General features: G+C 67.8%; 13 protein-coding genes and 1 pseudogene. 9 read left to right on the top strand and 5 right to left on the bottom strand.

Annotation, left to right across the window (positions count from 1 at the left end):
* The first annotated feature begins 130 nt into the window (after positions 1–130).
* Positions 131–1,447 (top strand): ricin-type beta-trefoil lectin domain protein, encoded by a 1,317-nt coding sequence (locus ABZO29_RS02975; RefSeq protein ID WP_367318541.1) that lies wholly within the window; start codon positions 131–133, stop codon positions 1,445–1,447.
* A 974-nt stretch (positions 1,448–2,421) separates the two neighbouring features.
* Positions 2,422–2,702 (top strand): annotated as a pseudogene (gene tnpA / locus ABZO29_RS02970) (IS200/IS605 family transposase); the annotation flags it as partial.
* A 112-nt stretch (positions 2,703–2,814) separates the two neighbouring features.
* On the opposite strand, the gene ABZO29_RS02965 reads toward tnpA, so the two are convergent.
* Together ABZO29_RS02965 and ABZO29_RS02960 are read right to left on the bottom strand one after the other, a co-directional pair.
* Positions 2,815–4,038 (bottom strand): cytochrome P450, encoded by a 1,224-nt coding sequence (locus ABZO29_RS02965; RefSeq protein WP_367318540.1) that lies wholly within the window; start codon positions 4,036–4,038, stop codon positions 2,815–2,817.
* Positions 4,039–4,196: 158 nt separating this feature from the next.
* On the bottom strand, positions 4,197–5,801 hold the full coding sequence (locus ABZO29_RS02960; protein ID WP_367318539.1) for a flavin-containing monooxygenase: 1,605 nt from the start codon (positions 5,799–5,801) through the stop codon (positions 4,197–4,199).
* A gap of 229 nt (positions 5,802–6,030) precedes the next feature.
* Here ABZO29_RS02960 and ABZO29_RS02955 point away from each other — a divergent pair, with 229 nt between their 5' ends.
* Positions 6,031–7,044: an alpha/beta fold hydrolase gene (locus ABZO29_RS02955; protein WP_367318538.1), complete on the top strand. Its 1,014-nt coding sequence runs from the start codon at positions 6,031–6,033 to the stop codon at positions 7,042–7,044.
* 103 nt (positions 7,045–7,147) lie between these two features.
* On the opposite strand, the gene ABZO29_RS02950 is transcribed toward ABZO29_RS02955, so the two are convergent.
* Complete coding sequence (locus ABZO29_RS02950; RefSeq protein WP_367318537.1) at positions 7,148–7,807, bottom strand: DUF899 domain-containing protein; 660 nt, start codon at positions 7,805–7,807, stop codon at positions 7,148–7,150.
* A 188-nt stretch (positions 7,808–7,995) separates the two neighbouring features.
* Here ABZO29_RS02950 and ABZO29_RS02945 point away from each other — a divergent pair, with 188 nt between their 5' ends.
* The 6 genes from ABZO29_RS02945 to ABZO29_RS02920 all read left to right on the top strand — a co-directional run bounded on the left by ABZO29_RS02945 (position 7,996) and on the right by ABZO29_RS02920 (position 15,055).
* Entirely contained in the window at positions 7,996–8,535 is a 540-nt protein-coding gene (locus ABZO29_RS02945) for a phosphopantetheine-binding protein (RefSeq protein ID WP_367318536.1), read from the top strand.
* An 81-nt stretch (positions 8,536–8,616) separates the two neighbouring features.
* A complete protein-coding gene (locus tag ABZO29_RS02940; protein ID WP_367326033.1) occupies positions 8,617–9,972 on the top strand; it encodes a condensation domain-containing protein in 1,356 nt (451 codons plus the stop codon).
* Between the two features lie 115 nt (positions 9,973–10,087).
* Complete coding sequence (locus ABZO29_RS02935) at positions 10,088–11,662, top strand: condensation domain-containing protein (protein ID WP_367318535.1); 1,575 nt, start codon at positions 10,088–10,090, stop codon at positions 11,660–11,662.
* A 33-nt stretch (positions 11,663–11,695) separates the two neighbouring features.
* Positions 11,696–12,502, top strand: a complete 807-nt coding sequence (locus ABZO29_RS02930; protein ID WP_367318534.1) for a hypothetical protein — start codon at positions 11,696–11,698, stop codon at positions 12,500–12,502.
* A gap of 115 nt (positions 12,503–12,617) precedes the next feature.
* A complete protein-coding gene (locus ABZO29_RS02925; protein ID WP_367318533.1) occupies positions 12,618–14,075 on the top strand; it encodes an MFS transporter in 1,458 nt (485 codons plus the stop codon).
* Positions 14,076–14,200: 125 nt separating this feature from the next.
* Positions 14,201–15,055 carry an alpha/beta fold hydrolase gene (locus tag ABZO29_RS02920; RefSeq protein WP_367318532.1) on the top strand — a complete coding sequence of 285 codons (855 nt, stop codon included), beginning with the start codon at positions 14,201–14,203 and terminating at the stop codon, positions 15,053–15,055.
* Between the two features lie 1,111 nt (positions 15,056–16,166).
* On the opposite strand, the gene ABZO29_RS02915 is transcribed toward ABZO29_RS02920, so the two are convergent.
* Entirely contained in the window at positions 16,167–16,631 is a 465-nt protein-coding gene (locus ABZO29_RS02915) for an SgcJ/EcaC family oxidoreductase (RefSeq protein ID WP_367318531.1), read from the bottom strand.
* A gap of 15 nt (positions 16,632–16,646) precedes the next feature.
* Positions 16,647–17,828, bottom strand: a complete 1,182-nt coding sequence (locus ABZO29_RS02910; RefSeq protein WP_367318530.1) for an acyl-CoA dehydrogenase family protein — start codon at positions 17,826–17,828, stop codon at positions 16,647–16,649.
* Between the last annotated feature and the right edge of the window lie 359 nt (positions 17,829–18,187).

Below are 18,187 nucleotides of genomic sequence, written 5' to 3'. Positions count from 1 at the left end.
CCGTTGGCAGTACAGGCACGGCTCCTACGAGGTCTACTTCCTGCAAACGGACCCACGCGGCGGCCGTTACACGGGTGGCCGCAACAACGTCGCCCTGGTCACTCATCGTGAGGCGGACGAGGTCTGGGCCGTGCCCAACACCCACCCTGGCGGGCGTGCCGCGCTGGGCGTCCGGTTCGACAACGACTGGTACTTCACCTTTCACGCCCGGTCGCTCGGCGGTCAGCCCAACGACTCGGAGGACATGCTCGCCAGCATCGCGAACTTCGTGAACCAGGTGCCGGGCCGAAACTGGACCGTCATGGGCGACTTCAACATGGAGCCCGGCACCTTCCCCATCCCGCCCGGTTCCACCCTCTACAACAGCGGGCAACCCACCCACCAGAACGGGGAGGAGTACGACTACGCGGTGGGCTCCGTCGCCATCCAGAATCACCCTGTACGACGGGTCGACGCGGCTACCTCCGACCACACCTTCGGCGTCGGCATCGGCGGCCTGCGTGCGGCGGCCGAGCCCCAGCCCCTGTTCACCAGCCCGCGCTACATCGAGAACATGCAGAACGGCGGTGTGCTGGACCCCCTGGGAAGCGGCCACGGCGCACCGATCACCACGTACGAACGCACCGGCAAAGACGACCAGAAGTGGGACATCGAGTTCGTCGAATCCGACCAGGTCCGGATTCGCCAGGTGGGAGGCAGGTGCCTCAGCGCGAACCCGAACCGTTTCTTCAGGTTCACGATGTCCCTGGACGACTGCTCCGACACCCTGCCCACCCAGCGGTGGAAGCTGCTCTCGCTGGACAATGAGCAGTACCAGATCCGCAGTCTGGCCGCCGGGCAGTGCATGGACGTGCAGACAGCGACTGACCCGCGGCTCCTCGGCCTCGCCCTGAAGCCGTGCGCCGAGGTCGACGGCCAGCACTGGATGCTTGCGCCACCGCACAACTCCGTAGCCGCACCGAACTTCCAGAGCGCGGACCTGCCGGTCGCGTTCGAGGGCTCCGCCGGCCTGGAGAACCTCCAGACCGGCCGGATGCTCGCCGTTGAACCCCGCGCTATCTCCGACACGACACTCCGCGCCTACCCGCACCGGACCACGCCCGTTCCCAACCGTGAGGAGTGGGGCCTGGACTGGCTCGATGGCAACCGGCTACGGCTGCACGACCAGGTCAGCGATCTCTGCGTCGAGTCCACGGGGCAGGACCCGAACCCGGTGAGCGTCGACCTGAGGCCCTGCAACGGTTCCACGCGCCAGACCTGGGAGGTGGAGCCCTACGGGGAGAACATCTTCCGGCTGCACAGCTCCCGGTTCCTCCTCGATGGCGACACCTGCCTGAACCTGGATACGCTGCCCGGTCGACGGACGTTTGACCTCGCGGAAACCTCGACGTGCGACGACCACTTCACCTCGCAACTCTGGTTCTTCTCGCCCCACTCGACCAAGTAGTCGGTCGACCTTCCGTGGGGGTCTCCCTCTCGTCTCGTACGGGTTGGGATGGACCCGGGGCAGGCGGCTTGGTTGGACGCCGGTGGCGCCTGTCCCGGGGTTGGGATCAAGTCTCGCGGCGGATGCCGATCAGACCATCGGGCGACCGCCAGAGCGCCGGGCTCGCTGCCCGTCGAGGGTTCGGTCGGGCAGCGAGGCATGTCCCCTTCCCCTCTTTCGTATTCGTGGTGGACGGAGGCCGCCCGGCCTCGCGCGCCGCGGCAGGTGTGCAGGGCTAGGGCAGCAGAAAGTGCGCTCAACGCAGGGCAGGTTCAGGGCCACGTCGGGAGCATGCCGGGAGTGGGTGTGCATACCGGCCAGCAGCTTGGAGCGGTCGGTTCCGCCTCGAACGCTCGGCGATCGGAGGCGCGCATGGCTGCTCTGCGCCGTGACCGTGACACGAAACGCCTCCTGGCCCGGAGTACAGCCTGGACGTCGAGGCAATCTCTTTCGTCACGACGTTCTCCAGCACCAGCGGGGGAGGGGCGGATGGAGGCGGCGGAGCGCCTAGCGCTGACGATGCTGTGTTCCGAAATTCCTGATCTACGGTTGGAATGCGCGCAGCAGTCCGAATGGCATCAGCACCGACTAATGCAGATCGAGGACACAGCCCGAGCTCGGCAGCCCATATTTGCGTTGCTGAGCCAGTTGGTCGGTGTCGGCGATGTGGGCGGCTTGCGCACGCTGAGCAGCGCTCTGCCGGGAGGGAGCACTGGCCGCGCCCACGAGGAGGCGTTCGGTTGCCCTGACGGGGCCTGTAACCGCGTAGCGGTTTCGCTGCCGGCCGGGCCCGTACCGCGGTGCGAGGTGACCGGTATGCATATGCGGCCAACAGCCCAGTGACCGGCTTCTTCTCCGAGTTAGCCAAGCGGCTCGCCGAACGTTGGCTTGCACCCGACGAGATCCTTCGGCGCCGCGAAGAGGTCATGCGCGACGTGTGCAGCGACTTCGGCGCGGAGCTGCGGGAGTTCAACGGCGAACGCGATCACGTCCACCTGCTCGTGCACTACCCGCCCAAGGGTCGCCATCTCCCGACTCGTAGGCTCCCTCAGGGGTGTCTCCGCCCGGCCCCTGCGGCAGGAAGTTCCCCGGCCACATCCGCAAGTACCTGTGGGGTGAGCACCTCTGGTCGCCGTCCTACTTCGCCGCCTCGTGCGGGGGCGCCCCACTCACCGTCGTCCAGGCGTACATCGAGAACCAGAAACGTCCCGACTGAGGTCCATAGAGCAGACCCGCGCACCCGCGCGGGTCAGAACAGCGTCAAGAACCGCTTCCTCCCGGGCGTGAACGCCCAGGGCTCCGCGCTAGATCAAGCTGAACAGCCACCATCAGACCACCGTGCTGCTCGCCATCGCATGCAGCCGGACGGGCAGGGAGCGATGGCCGTTCATGATGAACGTCGGCATAGGCACCAGCTCGTCGCGCGCCACGGCCAGGGAGAGGTCCGGGAAGCGCTCGAACAGGGCCGACAGGCCGATCGTGGCGGCCAGACGGGCTATGCCGGCACCCAGGCAGTAGTGCGGGCCGTAGCCGAAGGACAGGTGGTCCTTGTTGCCACGGGCGATGTCGAAGCACCCCGGGTTGTCCGGGTGCAGGTCGGGGTCGCGGCCCACCGCGGCGTAGTTGATCAGGATGGGGTCGCCCTTGGGGATGGTCACGCCGTCCAGCTCGATGTCCTCGGCCGCGTAGCGCAGCGGCAGGCTCGCCAGCGGGGACTGCATGCGCAAAATCTCGTCGATGACGTCGTCCCAGCTGTGCTCGCCCGACAGGACCTTCGCGAGCTGCTCGGGGTGGGTCAGCAGCTCGGTGATGGCGTTGTCGAAGAAGTTGATCGTGGTCTCCGAGCCGGCGCCGAGGATGGCGAAGATGGTGTCGGCCAGCTCCTGCTCGGTCAGCCGTGAGCCGTCCTCGTCGCGGGCGGCGATGAGGTCGCTCGTGATGTCTTCGCCCGGATTGGCGCGCTTCTCGGCGATCAGGTCCGCCATCGCGCCGCGCCAGCCCTGCAGGATGCCCTGCGCGACCTCCGGGGTCACCGTGGTGTCGATCATCATGTCGATGACCTTTGCGGTGGCGGCGCGCTGCTCCTCGCCCATGCCGATCAGCTCGGCGACCAGCATGCCCGGCAGCGGGTAGCAGAACCGTTCCTTGAGGTCGACGACCTCTCCGGCGGGGGCCGCCTCGAGCGCGTCGAGCAGCATCGTGGTCAGGCCGACGACCAGCGGGCGGATGGCTTCGGTGCGGCGCGGGGTGAACGCCTTGCCGATGAGCTTGCGCAGTCGCACGTGGTCCTTGCCGTAGGAGGTGGACACGTTGTCCATGGCCACCCAGCTGATCATTTCCCAGTCCGGCGCCAGCTCGCCGTTGTAGAAGGTCGGCCAGTGGTTGCGTGCGCTCTTGGTGACCTTCGGGTTGGACAGCAGCTCCTTGATGACGCGGTGGGAGGTCACCGACCAGACCACGACGCCGCCGGGCAGTTCGACCTGGGCGGCCGGTCCGAGCGCCCGCAGCGTCGCTGCTTCGGCGTGGATATCCCGACCCGACTTATCCAACACGGGACAACGCTTCTCCATCAGGATCCGCTCCCTCGTAGCCGTTTCCGCAAGGTGGATGCGACCAGGCTATGGTCCGATCAGGCCGGTCGTATTCTTCCTGCTTGCCAGGATGGTGCCCCGCGCCGCCGATCCGACCGATCGGCGGCGCGGGGCTCAACTCACCGCAGCTCGAACCCGGCGTAGCCGGCGCTCGCGACCTCGTCGCACTTTTGCCGGTAGCCCGCGACGCCGCCGACGTACGGCATGAGGACGCGGGCCTTGCCGGGGACGTTGGCACCGACGTAGTACGAATCCGCCTTGGGGAACAGCGTCATGTCGCCGACGGCGCGGACGTGGTCCGTCCACTCCTTCTCCGCGGTGGCGTCCGCCTCGATGACCGAGTGGCCGTTGGCGGCCATGTGGTCGATCAGGTCACTGATCCACTCGACGTGCTGCTCGATCGAGACGATCATGTTGCTGAGCACGGACGGGCTGCCGGGACCGGTGATCATGAACAGGTTCGGGAAACCAGAGAGCGCCAGACCGAGGTAGGTGTCCGGGCCGTCACGCCACTTCTTGCGCACCGACACGCCGCCCTTGCCGGTGATGTCGATGCCCAGGAGCGCGCCCGTCATGGCGTCGAAGCCCGTGGCGATCACCAGCGTGTCGAACGCGTACTCGCCCGCGGTGGTTCGGACGCCCGTCTCCGTGATCTCGACGAGCGCTTCTTCCCGCAGATCGACGAGGTGGACGTTCTCGCGGTTGAACGTCTCGTAGTACCTGGTGTCGAGGCAGGGGCGCTTCGTGCCGTACGGGTAGCCGCGCGGCTCGAGCTTCGCCGCCGTCGCCGGGTCGGTGACCTTGGCGCGGACCTGCTCCCGGATGAACTCCGCGGCGGTCTCGTTGGACTCCTCGTTGAAGATCAGGTCGGTGTAGGCCTGGATGATCGCGTTCAGGTGTCCGCGCTCCCAGCCCTTCTGGTAGACCTTCCGGCGCTCCTCGTCGCTCACCTCGAGCGCCGACTTCGTCGGCATGTCCACCGCGATGCCGAAGATGGACTGCCGCGCCGCCTCGCGTGCCTGCCGGTAGTTCGCCTTGACGGCGGCGACCCGGTCCTGGTCGATGGGCCCGTTGAACGAGGACAGGACGTAGTTCGGCGTGCGCTGGAACACCGTCAGATCGGCGGCTTGGTCGGCGACGAACGGGATGACCTGGATGCCCGACGAGCCGGTGCCGATCACGCCGACGCGCTGCCCGCTGAAGTCGACGGCGCTGTCCGGCCACAGGCCGGTGTGATACCAGGGGCCCGAGAACCTGTCCAGGCCGGGCACCTCCGGGAACTTGGGCACCGACAGGCAGCCGGTCGCCATGATGCAGTACCGCGCGGACACCTCGTGGCCCTGATCGGTCCGGACGGTCCACCGGGACGTGCTCTCGTCGAAGCCCGCCTGCGTCACCCGGGTCCGCAAGACCACGTCTTTCCGCAAGTCGTGCCGGTCGGCGACGTGCTTGAGATAGGACAGGATCTCGGGCTGGCTCGGGTACTTCTCCGTCCATTCCCATTCCTGCTCCAGCTCGGGATCGAACGAGTACGAATAGTCCATGCTCTCCACGTCGCACCGGGCGCCGGGGTACTTGTTCCAGTACCACGTGCCGCCGATGTCGGCGCCCGCTTCGAAAACCCTGACCGACAGCCCCTTTTCCCGGAGCTTGTGAAGCATGTAGAGACCGGAGAAGCCGGCCCCCACCACAACCGCATCGAGTTCCTCTGCCGCGCTGGCCATGTGTATCAATCCTCCGCAACCGTGGATGGTGGCACCCAATACGCCTTGACCGCTGACGACAACGGCGTTCCCGATTATTGGCGAGGGTGGACGGTTCGGATTCTCCTCAATTGCGGTGCTCGGGAAGCACGCACGGGTGGAGAAGACGGTCACTGCCGTCGGCGGGACAGTCGTGTGTGGAGCCATTCCTTGGGAGGTCACATTGGGCGCCGAATACTATTCTGCCGCGGTGCAAGGTCCGCATGAGTACTTCGAACTCGGTCCGTACACGCTGGACAGCGGGGACACGCTGCCCGCCGCGCGGTTGGCGTACCGGACGCTGGGCCGCCTGAACGCGGCCAAGGACAACGCGGTGCTCGTGCCGCACATGTACTCGGGCACGTCCGCCTCGATGCAGATGCTCATCGGTGAGGGCCGCGCGCTCGACCCTTCTCGGTACTTTCTCATCCTGCCCGACCAGTTCGGCAGTGGCTTGTCGTCGTCGCCGAGCAACACGCCGGCGCCGTTCGGCCGCGGCCACTTCCCCGCGGTGACCATCGCCGACGACGTACGGGCCCAGCACCGGTTGGTGACCGAGCAGTTCGGGATCACGGCCCTGCACACGGTGCTCGGCTGGTCGATGGGCGGTCAACAGACCTACGAATGGGCGGTGCGCCACCCGGAGATGGTGCTGCGGGCGGCCGTGTTCGCGGCCACCGCGAAGACCCCGGTCCAGAACCAGCTGCAGCTCGATGTGCAGTGTGAACTCCTCCGCTCGGATCCCGCGTTCGCAGACGGCTTCTACACCGACTCCGACGATGTGCATCTCGGTCTGGGCAGGCACGCCATGGCCTGGGCCGCGACCAGCACCAGCTACCGGTTCTTCCGCGACGAGGTGTGGCGCCGGATCGGATTCGCCGCCGCCGAGGAGTTCACCCTGGGATTCACCCGCGGCCACTTCCAGCCGATGGATCCGAACAACCTGCTCCGCCAGGCGGCGAAGTGGCGCGCCGCGGACGTCAGCCTCTGCACCGGCGGAGACATGAAGGTGGCGCTCGGCCGGATCACCGCCGAGTTCTTCGTCTTCGCGTTCGGCGACGACCTCCTGTTCCCGGTCGAGGATCACGAGCGAGACGCGGCCATGATCCGCAACGCTCGGCTGCGGGTGATCGAAGGCCCGCTGGGGCACTTCACCATGTTCGGCCTGATCCCCGAGGACGCGGCCGCCATCGACGACGCACTGGCCGAGGTGCTGAAGTCCTGATCGGCGCCGACGTCCGGATATGACATGTGGCCGGCACCCCGCGGGGTACCGGCCACATTGAGGGTCCTGTGCCAGGCGAACGGCCGGGCCCCCGGGGGTCGGCTCAGTTCTCGTACTGGTCGTGATACCGCAACCAGGCCCACTTGAAGGGCAGATCGGCTTCCTGCCGCCCGAGGAATGTCAGGTCGAGATAGTTGTAGGTGTTGTTGACGAGATCGGTGCCGCGGAAGGCAGTCGAATAGGTGCAGTAGACCTCGTCATCGTCGCCGCGCAGGAAGACGCTGATTCCCGGTATCTTCGTCGCTCCCGGGACGAGCTCGAAGTTGAAGTCGTCATAGAAGCTGCTGCCGAACGAGGAGACCACGGGGACCGTCCAGCCCATTCGCTCCTTGTGCGCGACGAAGTCGGCCAGGGGCACCGGGCAGTCCACCGCCAGCGAGGTGTCGCGGGCGTGCAGGTGCTCGAGGTGGTGGGGCATGTTGTCGACCCAGAACGAGCAGCCGACGCAGAAGCTGCCGCCGGTGTCGGACGGCAGCATGAAGTGGTAGATGATCAGCTGTCGCCGGCTGTCGAACAGCTCGAGCAGGCTCCGCTTGCCGTCGGGTGTGTCGAAGCCGTAATCCTTGTCGACGAGGAACATCGGCAGGCTCTGCCGCTCAGCATGCAGTGCATCCCGTACACGGCTGTGCTCCTTCTCCTTGGCGAGGAGGGGCAGACGCGCCGCGAACCATTCATCTCGTGACACAACTTTGGGCAAAGCCATCGCGATATCTCCCAGTTCCGGACTCGTCCACAGGCTTGGTCACCACTCTTCCGGTGGGCCGGTTGAGGCGCATCTCTTCCATTGCCTGAGCTGGGCTCGATTTGAGCAATTGAGAAGATTGCCGCCGAGTCCGGGGCTGCGAAGGTTGCGGGGGAACGCTCGGAGCCTGCATGGAAGGTGAGCGACTGATGGCTGTTGCTGCGATCCAGGACGTGCGAGACGTGCTGGCCGCCTACCCCGACCTCGCGGACGTCGCCGTCCTGACACATGTTCAGGATCCCGCCGGCCCGGTCCATGTGGCCTACGTCGTGCCTGGCAGCCCCGGCTTCGATCTGGCCGCGCTGCACACGTACCTCAGGGGGGCGCTGCCCGGCGCAGCGGTGCCGGCGGCGATCGTGGTCGTCGACGCCATGCCGGTGGCCTCCGACGGGACGCCGCAGCCGCAGGCGCTGCCGGCACCTGATCTGCGTGGCCTGATGCCCTACCGGTCGCCGGAATCGGCCCGCCAGGAAGTGCTGTGCACGATCTTCGCCGAGGTGCTCGCCAGGACCCGGTGCGGCCTGGACGACGACTTCTTCATCATGGGCGGCGAGTCCATCGACGCCATGCTGATCGCCAGCCGCGTCGGCCTGGCGGTCGGCCTGGAGATATCGATGAACGAAGTCTTCGACGCGCCCACTGTCGCGGAGCTCGACCGGCTCCTGGACACGCTGAGCACCGAGGTCTGACGACGGGCCGGTGCCGAGTACGACCTGACGGCTGGCAATCACCCGACCCTGCTCGACAGATTTTGGAGTGTCACCGTGGACATGTATCCGCTGAGTTCCCGGCAGAAAGACCCGATGGGCATCCAGCGCTCACCGAAGCACGTCTGCGCACACGTGCTTCGCATCAAGGGCGAACTGAACGTCGACGCGCTCAAGGGCGCGCTCGACGATGTGGTGGCACGACAGGAATCCCTGCGCAGCCGGGTCCACTACGACGAGAGCGGCATGAACGGATCTCTGGAAGTGCTGCCGCCGATGCCGGTCCCGCTCGCCGTGCACGACGTTCCGGAGACCCCCGGCCGATCCCGCGACGAGATCGCCGCCGAGCTGCTCCACGACGTGAACGAAGAGTCGATGGACTTCTTGCAGGCGCCGTCGTTGCGCGCCGTCCTGCACCGATTCGACGACCAGGACGCCGTGCTCACCCTCCTTAGCCACCACCTCTACAGTGACGGCTGGTCGGTCGGCGTTCTCCGCAGCGAAATCGCGGCCTGCTACCGGGCCAGGGTGACCGGGGTGCCGCACACGCTGCCGAGCCCGGTTCCGTACAGCGGGTTCGCCTCCTGGGAGCAGGAGTTCCTGCAGAGCGACAAGGCGGCGGAGGCGCGCGGCTACTGGAAGGACAAGCTGGCCGGCGCCGCGATGTGTACGATGCCGACCGACCGGCCTTACAACCCCGAGAACCAGTCGGCGCGCAGCGCGGTGCGGAACTTCTCGATCGATCCCGACACCCTCGCGAAGGTCACCGCCGGCGCGGCCCGGAACCGGTGCAGCATCTGGCATGTCTGCCTGGCGGCGTACATGGTGCTGATGGAGAAGATCTCCGGCCAGACCGACATCACGCTGATGACCGTGAACAGTGGTCGGCCTGCCAGGGAGTACTACAACACCATCGGGTTCTTCGCCAACCTCGTCCCCGTCCGGCTGGAGTTCGACGACTGCAAGACCTTCCTCGACCTCATGCTCTGTGCCCGCAAGGCGAGCGCCGAGGCCCAGCAGCACCAGCTGCCCACCGAGTCGCTCCTCGGGATGTACCCCACCCTGATGAACCCTCCCGGCGATCCGATGCTCCTGCCGGCCGGTTTCAACTACATCAGTGCGCCGGCGGACCACCAGGACACTGATTTCACCACCAGCGTCGAACCGGTGACCCTGCCGGAAGAGGAGCCCGCCTCGTTCCGCCGCGGCGTGATCATCTGGACCTTCCTCGTCGTTCCCGGGGGCGACTTCCGCTGCGTCATCGAGTACGAACCCGACTCGGTGGACGCCGGCACGGTCGACAGCTGGGGCTCCGACTTCGTCGAGCTGGTCCTGGCGGTGGCCGACAGGCCACAGCAGGCATGGAACCGCAGCCGATCCGAAAGGGCGGCGGCCTTCTCCGCCCCGGATCACCCGTAGACCGCTACGAGTTGACCGTCGCGAAGGATGCCCACCGCGCGAAGCGTCCGTCGTGACGCCGGGCGACCGTGGTGGCAATTACCGGCTGGATCGTGCCAATGGGAATGAGGTTGCCGTGTCCAATCCGTTCGAGGACGCCGACGCCCCGTACCGGGTCCTTGTGAACTCCGAAGGGCAATACAGCCTGTGGCCCGCCGACATCGCCGTTCCGACCGGCTGGGTCACGGCGCACCACGCGGACTCCCGCTCGAACTGCCTGGAGTATGTGGAAGCGCAGGGGGCTGACATGCGTCCCAACAGCCTTGTCCAGGCTCAACGGACCCGGAAGGCCGACGACGCGTCCGCGCGGCGCCCGCTTTCGGCCAATGAGGAATTCATGTGTGCCTTCGACCGGGGTGACGACCTCGGCGTGTTCGGCCCGCGGGGGATCGTCCTGGCCGGCTGGCGCCTTCGCGGGCGGTTGGACGTGGCGACCGTGCAGCTCGCGTTGGACGATGTCGTCGCGAGGCATGAGGCGCTCCGCACGACCATCATCAGGGACAAGGACGCCCCCTACGCCCGCGTCTCCCCGCCGTGTCCGGTGGCCCTCACCGTCGTCGACCTTCCGTCAGCAGAGGGGGAGGCCGACCGCGAGCGCCAGGCGCACGAGTTCCTCGACGAGGTCGACCGGGACGGCAGGCTCGGCGCCACGGAGCTGCCGCTGCTGCAAGCCACCCTGGCGCGGTTCGACGACGACGACGCGGTGTTCGTGCTCGTCACCAACCACCTGGCCAGTGACGGCTGGTCCATGCACGTGCTCATGCGTGACTTCGCCATCTGCTACGCGACCCGTCGGGGGCTGCCCGCTCCCGAGTTGCCGGTGATGCGCCAGCTCGGCGAGTACGCCTACTGGCAGCAGGAGATCCGCAACAGCGAGTCCGCCGCGATCGCGCGCGAGTACTGGCAGGACACGCTGTCGGGCGGGGAGATGCTCATCCTCCCCACCGACCGGCCCAGGCGGTTGGACGTCCCACCGGTCTATTCGGTGTACCGGTTCGTGCTCGACCAGGAGCTGGCCGGCGCCACCACGGCGCTGGCGAAGTCGCTGCACAGCTCGCCGTTCATGGTCCTGTTCGCCTGTTTCAACCTGTTCCTGCACCGCAGGACAGGCGTGACCGACATCGTCTCTCCCGTCATCACATCCGGCCGCACCGAGCCCGGTTTCGAGGACACGGTGGGGACGCTGTTCAACTTCCTGCCGATCCGGACCGACGTGTCCGGCTGTGCGAGCTTCGCCGACCTGGTGCGCCGGACCCGGGCTTCGTTGCTTGAGGCGTACTCCTACGAGCTCCCGTTCGGCGAGATCATCGCCAAGTCCGAACCGGAGCTGATGGCGGGTCCGATCATGAATGTGAGCAGCGTCGTCTCCGCGTTCCAGATCTCCCAGTTCCCGCCGGAAACGGAAGCGGACGACATCGGCGGCCTCCGCTTCTCCGCGCTCCGCCGGCGCCTGACATCACTTGTCGACGTGTCGGAGATCCCGGATGGCAACCTGTGGGAACTGGACCTGCACCCGGACGGGGACGTGGTGGGCGTAGTGAAGTACAACAGCCTCGATTTCGACCTGCCAACCATCGTCGCGATGGTCGACGAGTACCGGGAGCTGCTGCTCGCGTCGCTGAAGTCCCCGGATGCGGCATTGCCGAAGTAGGAATCCAGCGCGCGAACCGGGAAGGAAACGTCAATGCAGGCCGTCGTTGGTACCAAACCCCTGTGCAGCCGGCTCAGCTCCGGGGACGGAGCGGCCGTCCTGGTTGCCGACTTCCAGCCACTCACCTCGGCGCCGCGGCTCAGCAGGCTGGTCGGTGACGCGGCCGTCGGTCACTCCGTCTACCAGGTGGATCCGCGCGGTGCGCTGTCCGGCGACCGGCTCTATGCCGCCCTGCCGGACCTGGCTGACGAGGCCGCTGCCGTCTTCCGCGCCGGCGAATCCTCCGCGGCGCCTGACCAGCGGGTGTTCGTCGTGGCCCACTGCAGCTCCGCCGCCCTGTCCCTGCGGATCGCCGACCGGCTGGCCGGGGAGCGGGAGGTCACCGCCATCCTGGTGCAGCCGACCTGGCCCGACACGGACCACGTCACCGAGATTTTCGCCGAGTTCCAGGGGAAGTTGGGCGCGGGCCGCCGTCCCTGTCCTGACCTGGACGGCGATCCGTGGTCCTGCATCGCCGGGATGGAGCAGCTCATGAGCGAGGACCTGGCGGCAGTGGCGACGCGGCTTGGCCTCAGCAAGGCCCCTTTGGCCTTCTCCGAGCTGCTGGTGTCGTACCGGACCTGGCTGGCCTTCCTGCTAGCCTGCCGCAACGACCAGCCCTTGAAGGTGCCCTCCGGCGCGGTCGCGATTTCGGTGCTGTCCGACGAGCCCGGCTTCGTGCTGCCCGGGAGCCTCCCGGAACGGTGCCGAGTCACACCGCCGCCGCCCGCGCACCGGCCCGACGCCGTGACGCCGGAGCTGGCCACGTTCGTGCTTGCGGAGGTGACAGACAGCCACTGAATCGGCACGCGTCGCAAAAACATCGCCAGGCGGTGTCGGACGGCCCAGTAGTGTTCGCAGAGGCTGAGAGCGCCCAGGACGGGCGCACCTGACGGAACCGAGAGGGACGTTTCTCTTGACTAGTTTACAGAATTCGGCCACGGACACCGCACGCGTTTCCAGCCGCCGGATGTGGGCGATCCTGGGGCTGGTGCTGCTTGTTGACGCTCTCGATGTGATCGATGGGACGATCACGAACATCGCGGCCCCCACCATCGCCGCCGATCTCCACGGCGGAGTGAGCCTGATCAAGTGGTTGGGGCCGGCGTACATGCTCGCCATGGGCGTCCTGCTCCTGGTCGGCGGACGGCTGGGTGACAAGTTCGGGCAACGCAAGCTCTTCCTGATCGGCATCGGCGGGTTCACCCTGGCCTCGGCACTGGCCGGGTTCGCCTCCGACCCGGTCCTGATCATCATCGCCCGGGTCGCCCAAGGGGCGTTCGGGGCTCTGCTCATCCCGCAGGGCATGGCGATCATGACGAAGGTGTTCAGCCCCGAAATGCTCGCCAAGGCATTCGGCCTGTTCGGCCCGGTTCTCGGTATTTCCGCTGTCGTCGGCCCGGTCCTCGCCGGCGTCATCATCGACGCGAACCTGTTCGGCCTGGACTGGCGCCCGATCTTCCTTCTCAACATCATTCTCGGCGTTGCCGGGCTGCTCGTGGCCGCCAAGCTCCTGCCGCGCGACGACGGCGACCGGTCCACCGTCATCGACGGCTGGGCCTCCGGCCTGCTCGGGCTGGCCATGTTCGGGCTGCTGTACGGCCTGATCGAGGGCTCGACCAACGGCTGGAAAGCCGTCTCCGTCGCCTCGATCGCCGCGGGTGTCCTGCTTTTCGCCGCCTTCGCCTACCGTCAGCGCACCGCGGCCCACCCGCTCATCGTGCCCTCGCTGTTGAAGAACCGGGGTTTCACCTCCGGAATGCTCGTGGGCCTGGTCTCGTTCGCCGCGGGCACCGGCCTGTTCTTCGTGCTGTCGCTGTTCTTGCAGGAGGGGCTGCACGCCAGCCCGCGGACCGCCGCGCTCAGCGTGGTGCCGCTCACCGCGGGGCTCATCATCTCCACGTTCGCCGCCATGGGCGGCCTGGTCACCAAGCTCGGCCGCACGCTCGTCTTCATCGGCCTGGGCATCAGCATCGTCGGCAGCGGCTGGGTCCTGGCACTCGTCAACCACGCCGGAACGCGCGTCAGCCTCTGGGAGCTGGCCCCGGCGTTCCTGGTCATCGGCATCGGCACCGGCCTGTGCTACACCACGATCCCGACCGTCGCCCTCGGCGACGCGAAGCCTGAAGAGGCGGGCAGCGCCAGCGGCTCGCTCAGCTCGATGCAGCAGCTCTCCACGGCGATCGGCTCGGCCGCGGTCTCGTCGATCTTCTTCGGATACGCGGCCTCCGGATACGGCCACGCGATGAAGGTCACTCTCGTCGTCGTCCTGGCCGCCACGGCCCTGAGTATCCCCTTCGTCACCCTGATGCCCCGCCAGGCGCCGGCAGGGCCCCCGGAAGGGGAACCGGCCCCGGAGCCGGGGGCCGCATAGGGCGAGCACGGCCTTGCCGACGTGGTGTCTCCCACCTCGTCGGCAAGGCCGTCTTCCGGCGGTTGAAAACCATTACATCGATGGACAGCCGATGCCGCCGGCACCGGCAGTCCTGGAGGTTGACGATGAAATCGACAGTTGACACGTTCCGCACGTCCGAAGGCGTCACGCTCGGCGTCGAGCACTTCGGCAACGAGGCGGCGCCCCTGGTGCTGCTCGCGGGCGGCACGACCATGTTGTCCTGGCCCGACGCGCTCTGCGAGGCGCTCGCCCGCGGCGGACGTCACGTCGTCCGCTACGACCTGCGCGACGCCGGCGCGTCGACGACCGTCGACCCCGGCGCGCCCGCGTACACGCTCCGGGACCTCGCCGCCGACGCGGCCGCGCTCGCCCGCGGGCTCGACGACCGCCCCGCGCACCTGGCGGGCATCGGCGTCGGTGGGATGGTCGCCCAGGTGGCTGCCCTCGACCACCCGAAGGCGTTCTCCGCGCTGACCCTCGCCGGGACGCGGTCCGTCGCCCCCGGCCCGGTCGACGACGACCTGCCCGACCATGACCAGGCGGCGATGAAGGAACGGTTCCAACTCCCGAAGCCCGACTGGTCCGACCGTGCCTCGGTGGCCGAGTGGGCAGCTGCCGGAGCCGCGGTCTTCGGTGACGATCCCGACGCGGCACGGACCACCGCCGGGCGGATCTTCGACCGTACGCCGGGCACATCGCGCTCTGTCCAGATGGCCAACCAGCTTGGCATCGTGTTCGCCAGCCTCGACTGCGCGCCCCGCTGGCGCGAGCGCCTGCCCGAACTCGCGGTGCCGACGCTCGTGGTGCACGGTCGTCGCAACCGGTTCTTCCCGGTCGGCTGTGGCGAGGCCCTCGCGCGCGAGATCCCCGGCGCGCGGCTGCTCGTGCTCGAGCAGGCCGCGACCGCGATCCCCACCGCGTCCGCCGACGAGGTCGCCAAGGCGATGCTCGAGCTCTGACGACCTCAGGGCCGTTCCCCACAAATAGGGGGTAGGGGGCCGGGCGACCCGGCCCCCCCTCCGTACCACCACATGCGGGTCACTCATCCGGCGGTTCATCGAGCTGATTTCAGTCGTTACGGACCTTGTTGGCGTGATGTCGTGAGTATGAGGCCGGGGTCGGCGGATGATGGACCAGGTGCCTTCGACCGAGCCGAGGTCGGGTGCGGAGGTCGGCAGCTGGAAGACGGTGAGCTAGTCCCGGGCGTCGATTGTGTGGGCTGTTCGCCCTGTACCTGGGCGGCGGAAAGGCGCCCGTCGAAGGCGGTCCCGAAAGCGTTCATCGCACCCTTCGTGCGCCGTGAGGCGCTGACCAGGCAGCTGGCCGAAGTGGATGGCAAGCGCGAGGAACTCGCGGTCGTGGAGCGGATGCTACGGCGTCTGTCCGAGCAGGAAGCTGAGCCGCCGTCGGGGCCGCTACCGGGGCGGAGTTGCGGGTGCAGGTCGCGGGCCGGTCGGTGCTGAAGGTGCCCCACTGCGGCGAGGTGTCGGACGCGGCCGCGCTGCTCGGGGACTACTGTCGGCGTTCGCGAGCAAGTTCGTGTGTACGCCGACAACCACCAGCGCATGCTGAAAATCGTGCAGGCTGCGGGCGGCCGTTGATGGTCAAGGACGTCGGCGCCGAGTTGGGTATCGACACTCGGTGCCGGGCCGGCTGGGATGCGCGGGAAGCTGTCGAAGCTGGCCGCCCGCGGCCGGCTGCACAAGCTGCCAACGGCACCTTCACCGCCCGGCCGTGATGCGCCTGCCCCGGCCCCGTAACCAAGCGGGCCCCGGCCCGAGTTGATGAGGTATGCCTACCACAACTACCCCGGCCGGGGGACCACACCGAGTTTGCCTCCAAGCGCCGGCTGCCGCTGGTCAGCGAAGCACCAGCGGCACGGGCTGCTGGTCATCGGCCTGACCGATCTCAAGGGGCGGCTGTTGTGGACCTCCACCGCCCGCCCGGCGCGCGGCTCGGAGATCACCGCATGCCGCCACGACGACATGGTCAGCCCTGCAAGGTCCGGAAGTTGCTCCTGCAGCGGGTCGCGTACCAGGTTGTGGTGATCTCGATCTCGGTCATGCGAAGTCACCGTACTGAGGCAGCCCCGCCCGGGGCGGGCAGCTTCAGCTGCGCGTGGCTGTTCTGGTAGGCGGCCAGCCGCCACTCCCCGTCTCGCTTGACCACCACCCAGGACGCCCGGATCGACTGCTCGTCCGGCACCTCGGTGTGGCCGGCTGGCAGCACCCCGCCCTGGGTGATCAGGATGCCGGAGTCCGCGCTGAGCAGGCGCAAGTCCAGCGGGCGTCCGGTGACCTGGGTGCCCTTGTACTGCCCGGCGAAGGACTCGATCAGGTAGGCGTGGATCGCGTCTCGGCCCTTGAGGTACATGCCGGGCAGGATCATCGTGCCGTCCTCGACGAAGACGTTGGCGAAGGACTCGGCGTCGTTGTAGGCCCAGGCCGCGATCACCTTCTGGGTCAGCGCGGCGATCGCCGCCATGTCCGCCTCGGGCGCGGCGGCACTCGACTCGGTCTTGGTGTCCGTACTCATATGCTCACTCCTGTCTCAGATGTAGGCGGTGTTCGGGTCAAGGCCGCACAGCACGCGTCCGTAGAGCTCTGCGTTCGTGTTCGGGTGCATCAGGGCGTGGAGCGTGACCGCGTTCAGGTCCCTGACATAGCGCTGGATCGGCACACTGGTGTAGATCGAGGAACCGCCGCTGGCGGTGCCGAGGATGTCCGCCGCTTCCTTGGCCAGCCGACCGGTTGCGCCGAGGTCGGCTCGGGCCAGTGCACGCTCGCCGACGTCCCACGCCGAGCCCTCGGCGCATTTGGCGTCGAGGGTGGCCGACAGCCGGTGCGCGTGGAACGCCGCCTCGTCGATCTTCATCGCCGCCTCGGCGATCTGCAGGTGGGTGATCGGCGCTTCGGACTGCTTCTCGTACGCGGTGTAGGTGATCTTGCGGTCGGGCAACCGCTTGACGAAGGCGTCCATCGCACCGCGGGCCATGCCGACCAGTGGTCCCACGGCGGAGGCCGAGGCCACCGGGAGTAGCGGTGCGCGGTAGATCACCGAGTCGGCGTTCAGCTTGGACGCGGACTGGGCGTCCAGGATCGCCGGCAGCGGCAGTACCCGCTCGGCCGGGATGAACACGTCTTGCGCCACCGTGCTGACGCTGCCGGTGCCCTTCAGCCCGGTGGTGTGCCAGTCGTCCACGATCAGCAAGTCCGTCATCGGCACCAGCGCGACGATTGGGTAGGGCTGGCCCTCCGGCGGCACCAGGATCGCGATGATCTCCTGCCAGTGCGCGTGCTGAGAACCGCTTTGGAAGCCCCACTTGCCGTTCACGACCACACCGCCCTTTGCGGTGGTGGCGGTCGCCGACGGGCTCAGGGTCCCGCACACCCGGGCGTCCGGGCGAGCGAAGACCTCGTCCTGGACCTCGTCGGGGAACAGGCAGGCCATCCAGCCGGGGATCCAGTAGACCGAGGCCACCCAGGCCGTGGAGCCGTCCGCGCGGCCCAGCTCGGTGGCGACGTCGACCAGGGTCGCGCTGTCCGCCTCGAAACCGCCATAGCGGGTCGGGACGCGCAGCTTGAAGACGCCGGCGTCGGCCAGCGCCTCGATCGACTCGTCGTGGACGCGCCGGTGCTCCTCGTTCCAGGCGGCGTGCCCGCGCAGCAGCGGCGCCAGCTCAGCCACCCGGCGAACCATTTCCTGTCTGGTCGGTACTTCGATGTCGGACACGGGACACCTCCTGGAGAAGGGGGATCTGTCGTCTGGGACCAGCCGCCAACGGCACGGTGTCCAGGCCCCGCGCGGTGAACCACACGCCCCTCACGATGGGCCGGAATGATCCCTGACGTTAAGAGCCCTGACATCGCCGTGTCGTCTCCGAAATTGCCGGCGCCGACCGGGGCGCCTGCCCGCCTCAGGTCCCGGCGATTCCATGTCTCAGAGTGCTGACCTCAGGACCTCTCACCAGCACCAGAGCCGCTCCAGCCCGACAACGGCATTCCGGGAGAAGTTCTCGACAAAGGGTCTCTGCATGCTGATGCGCAGAGCTTGAGCACCGACGGGACATTTCGGCGAATCATTTCGCCTGC

Source organism: Streptomyces sp. HUAS ZL42 (genome assembly GCF_040782645.1).
Lineage (GTDB): Bacteria > Actinomycetota > Actinomycetes > Streptomycetales > Streptomycetaceae > Streptomyces.
The sequence above is the reverse complement of the archived record's forward strand: the minus strand, read 5'-3'. Positions and strand labels throughout refer to the sequence as shown.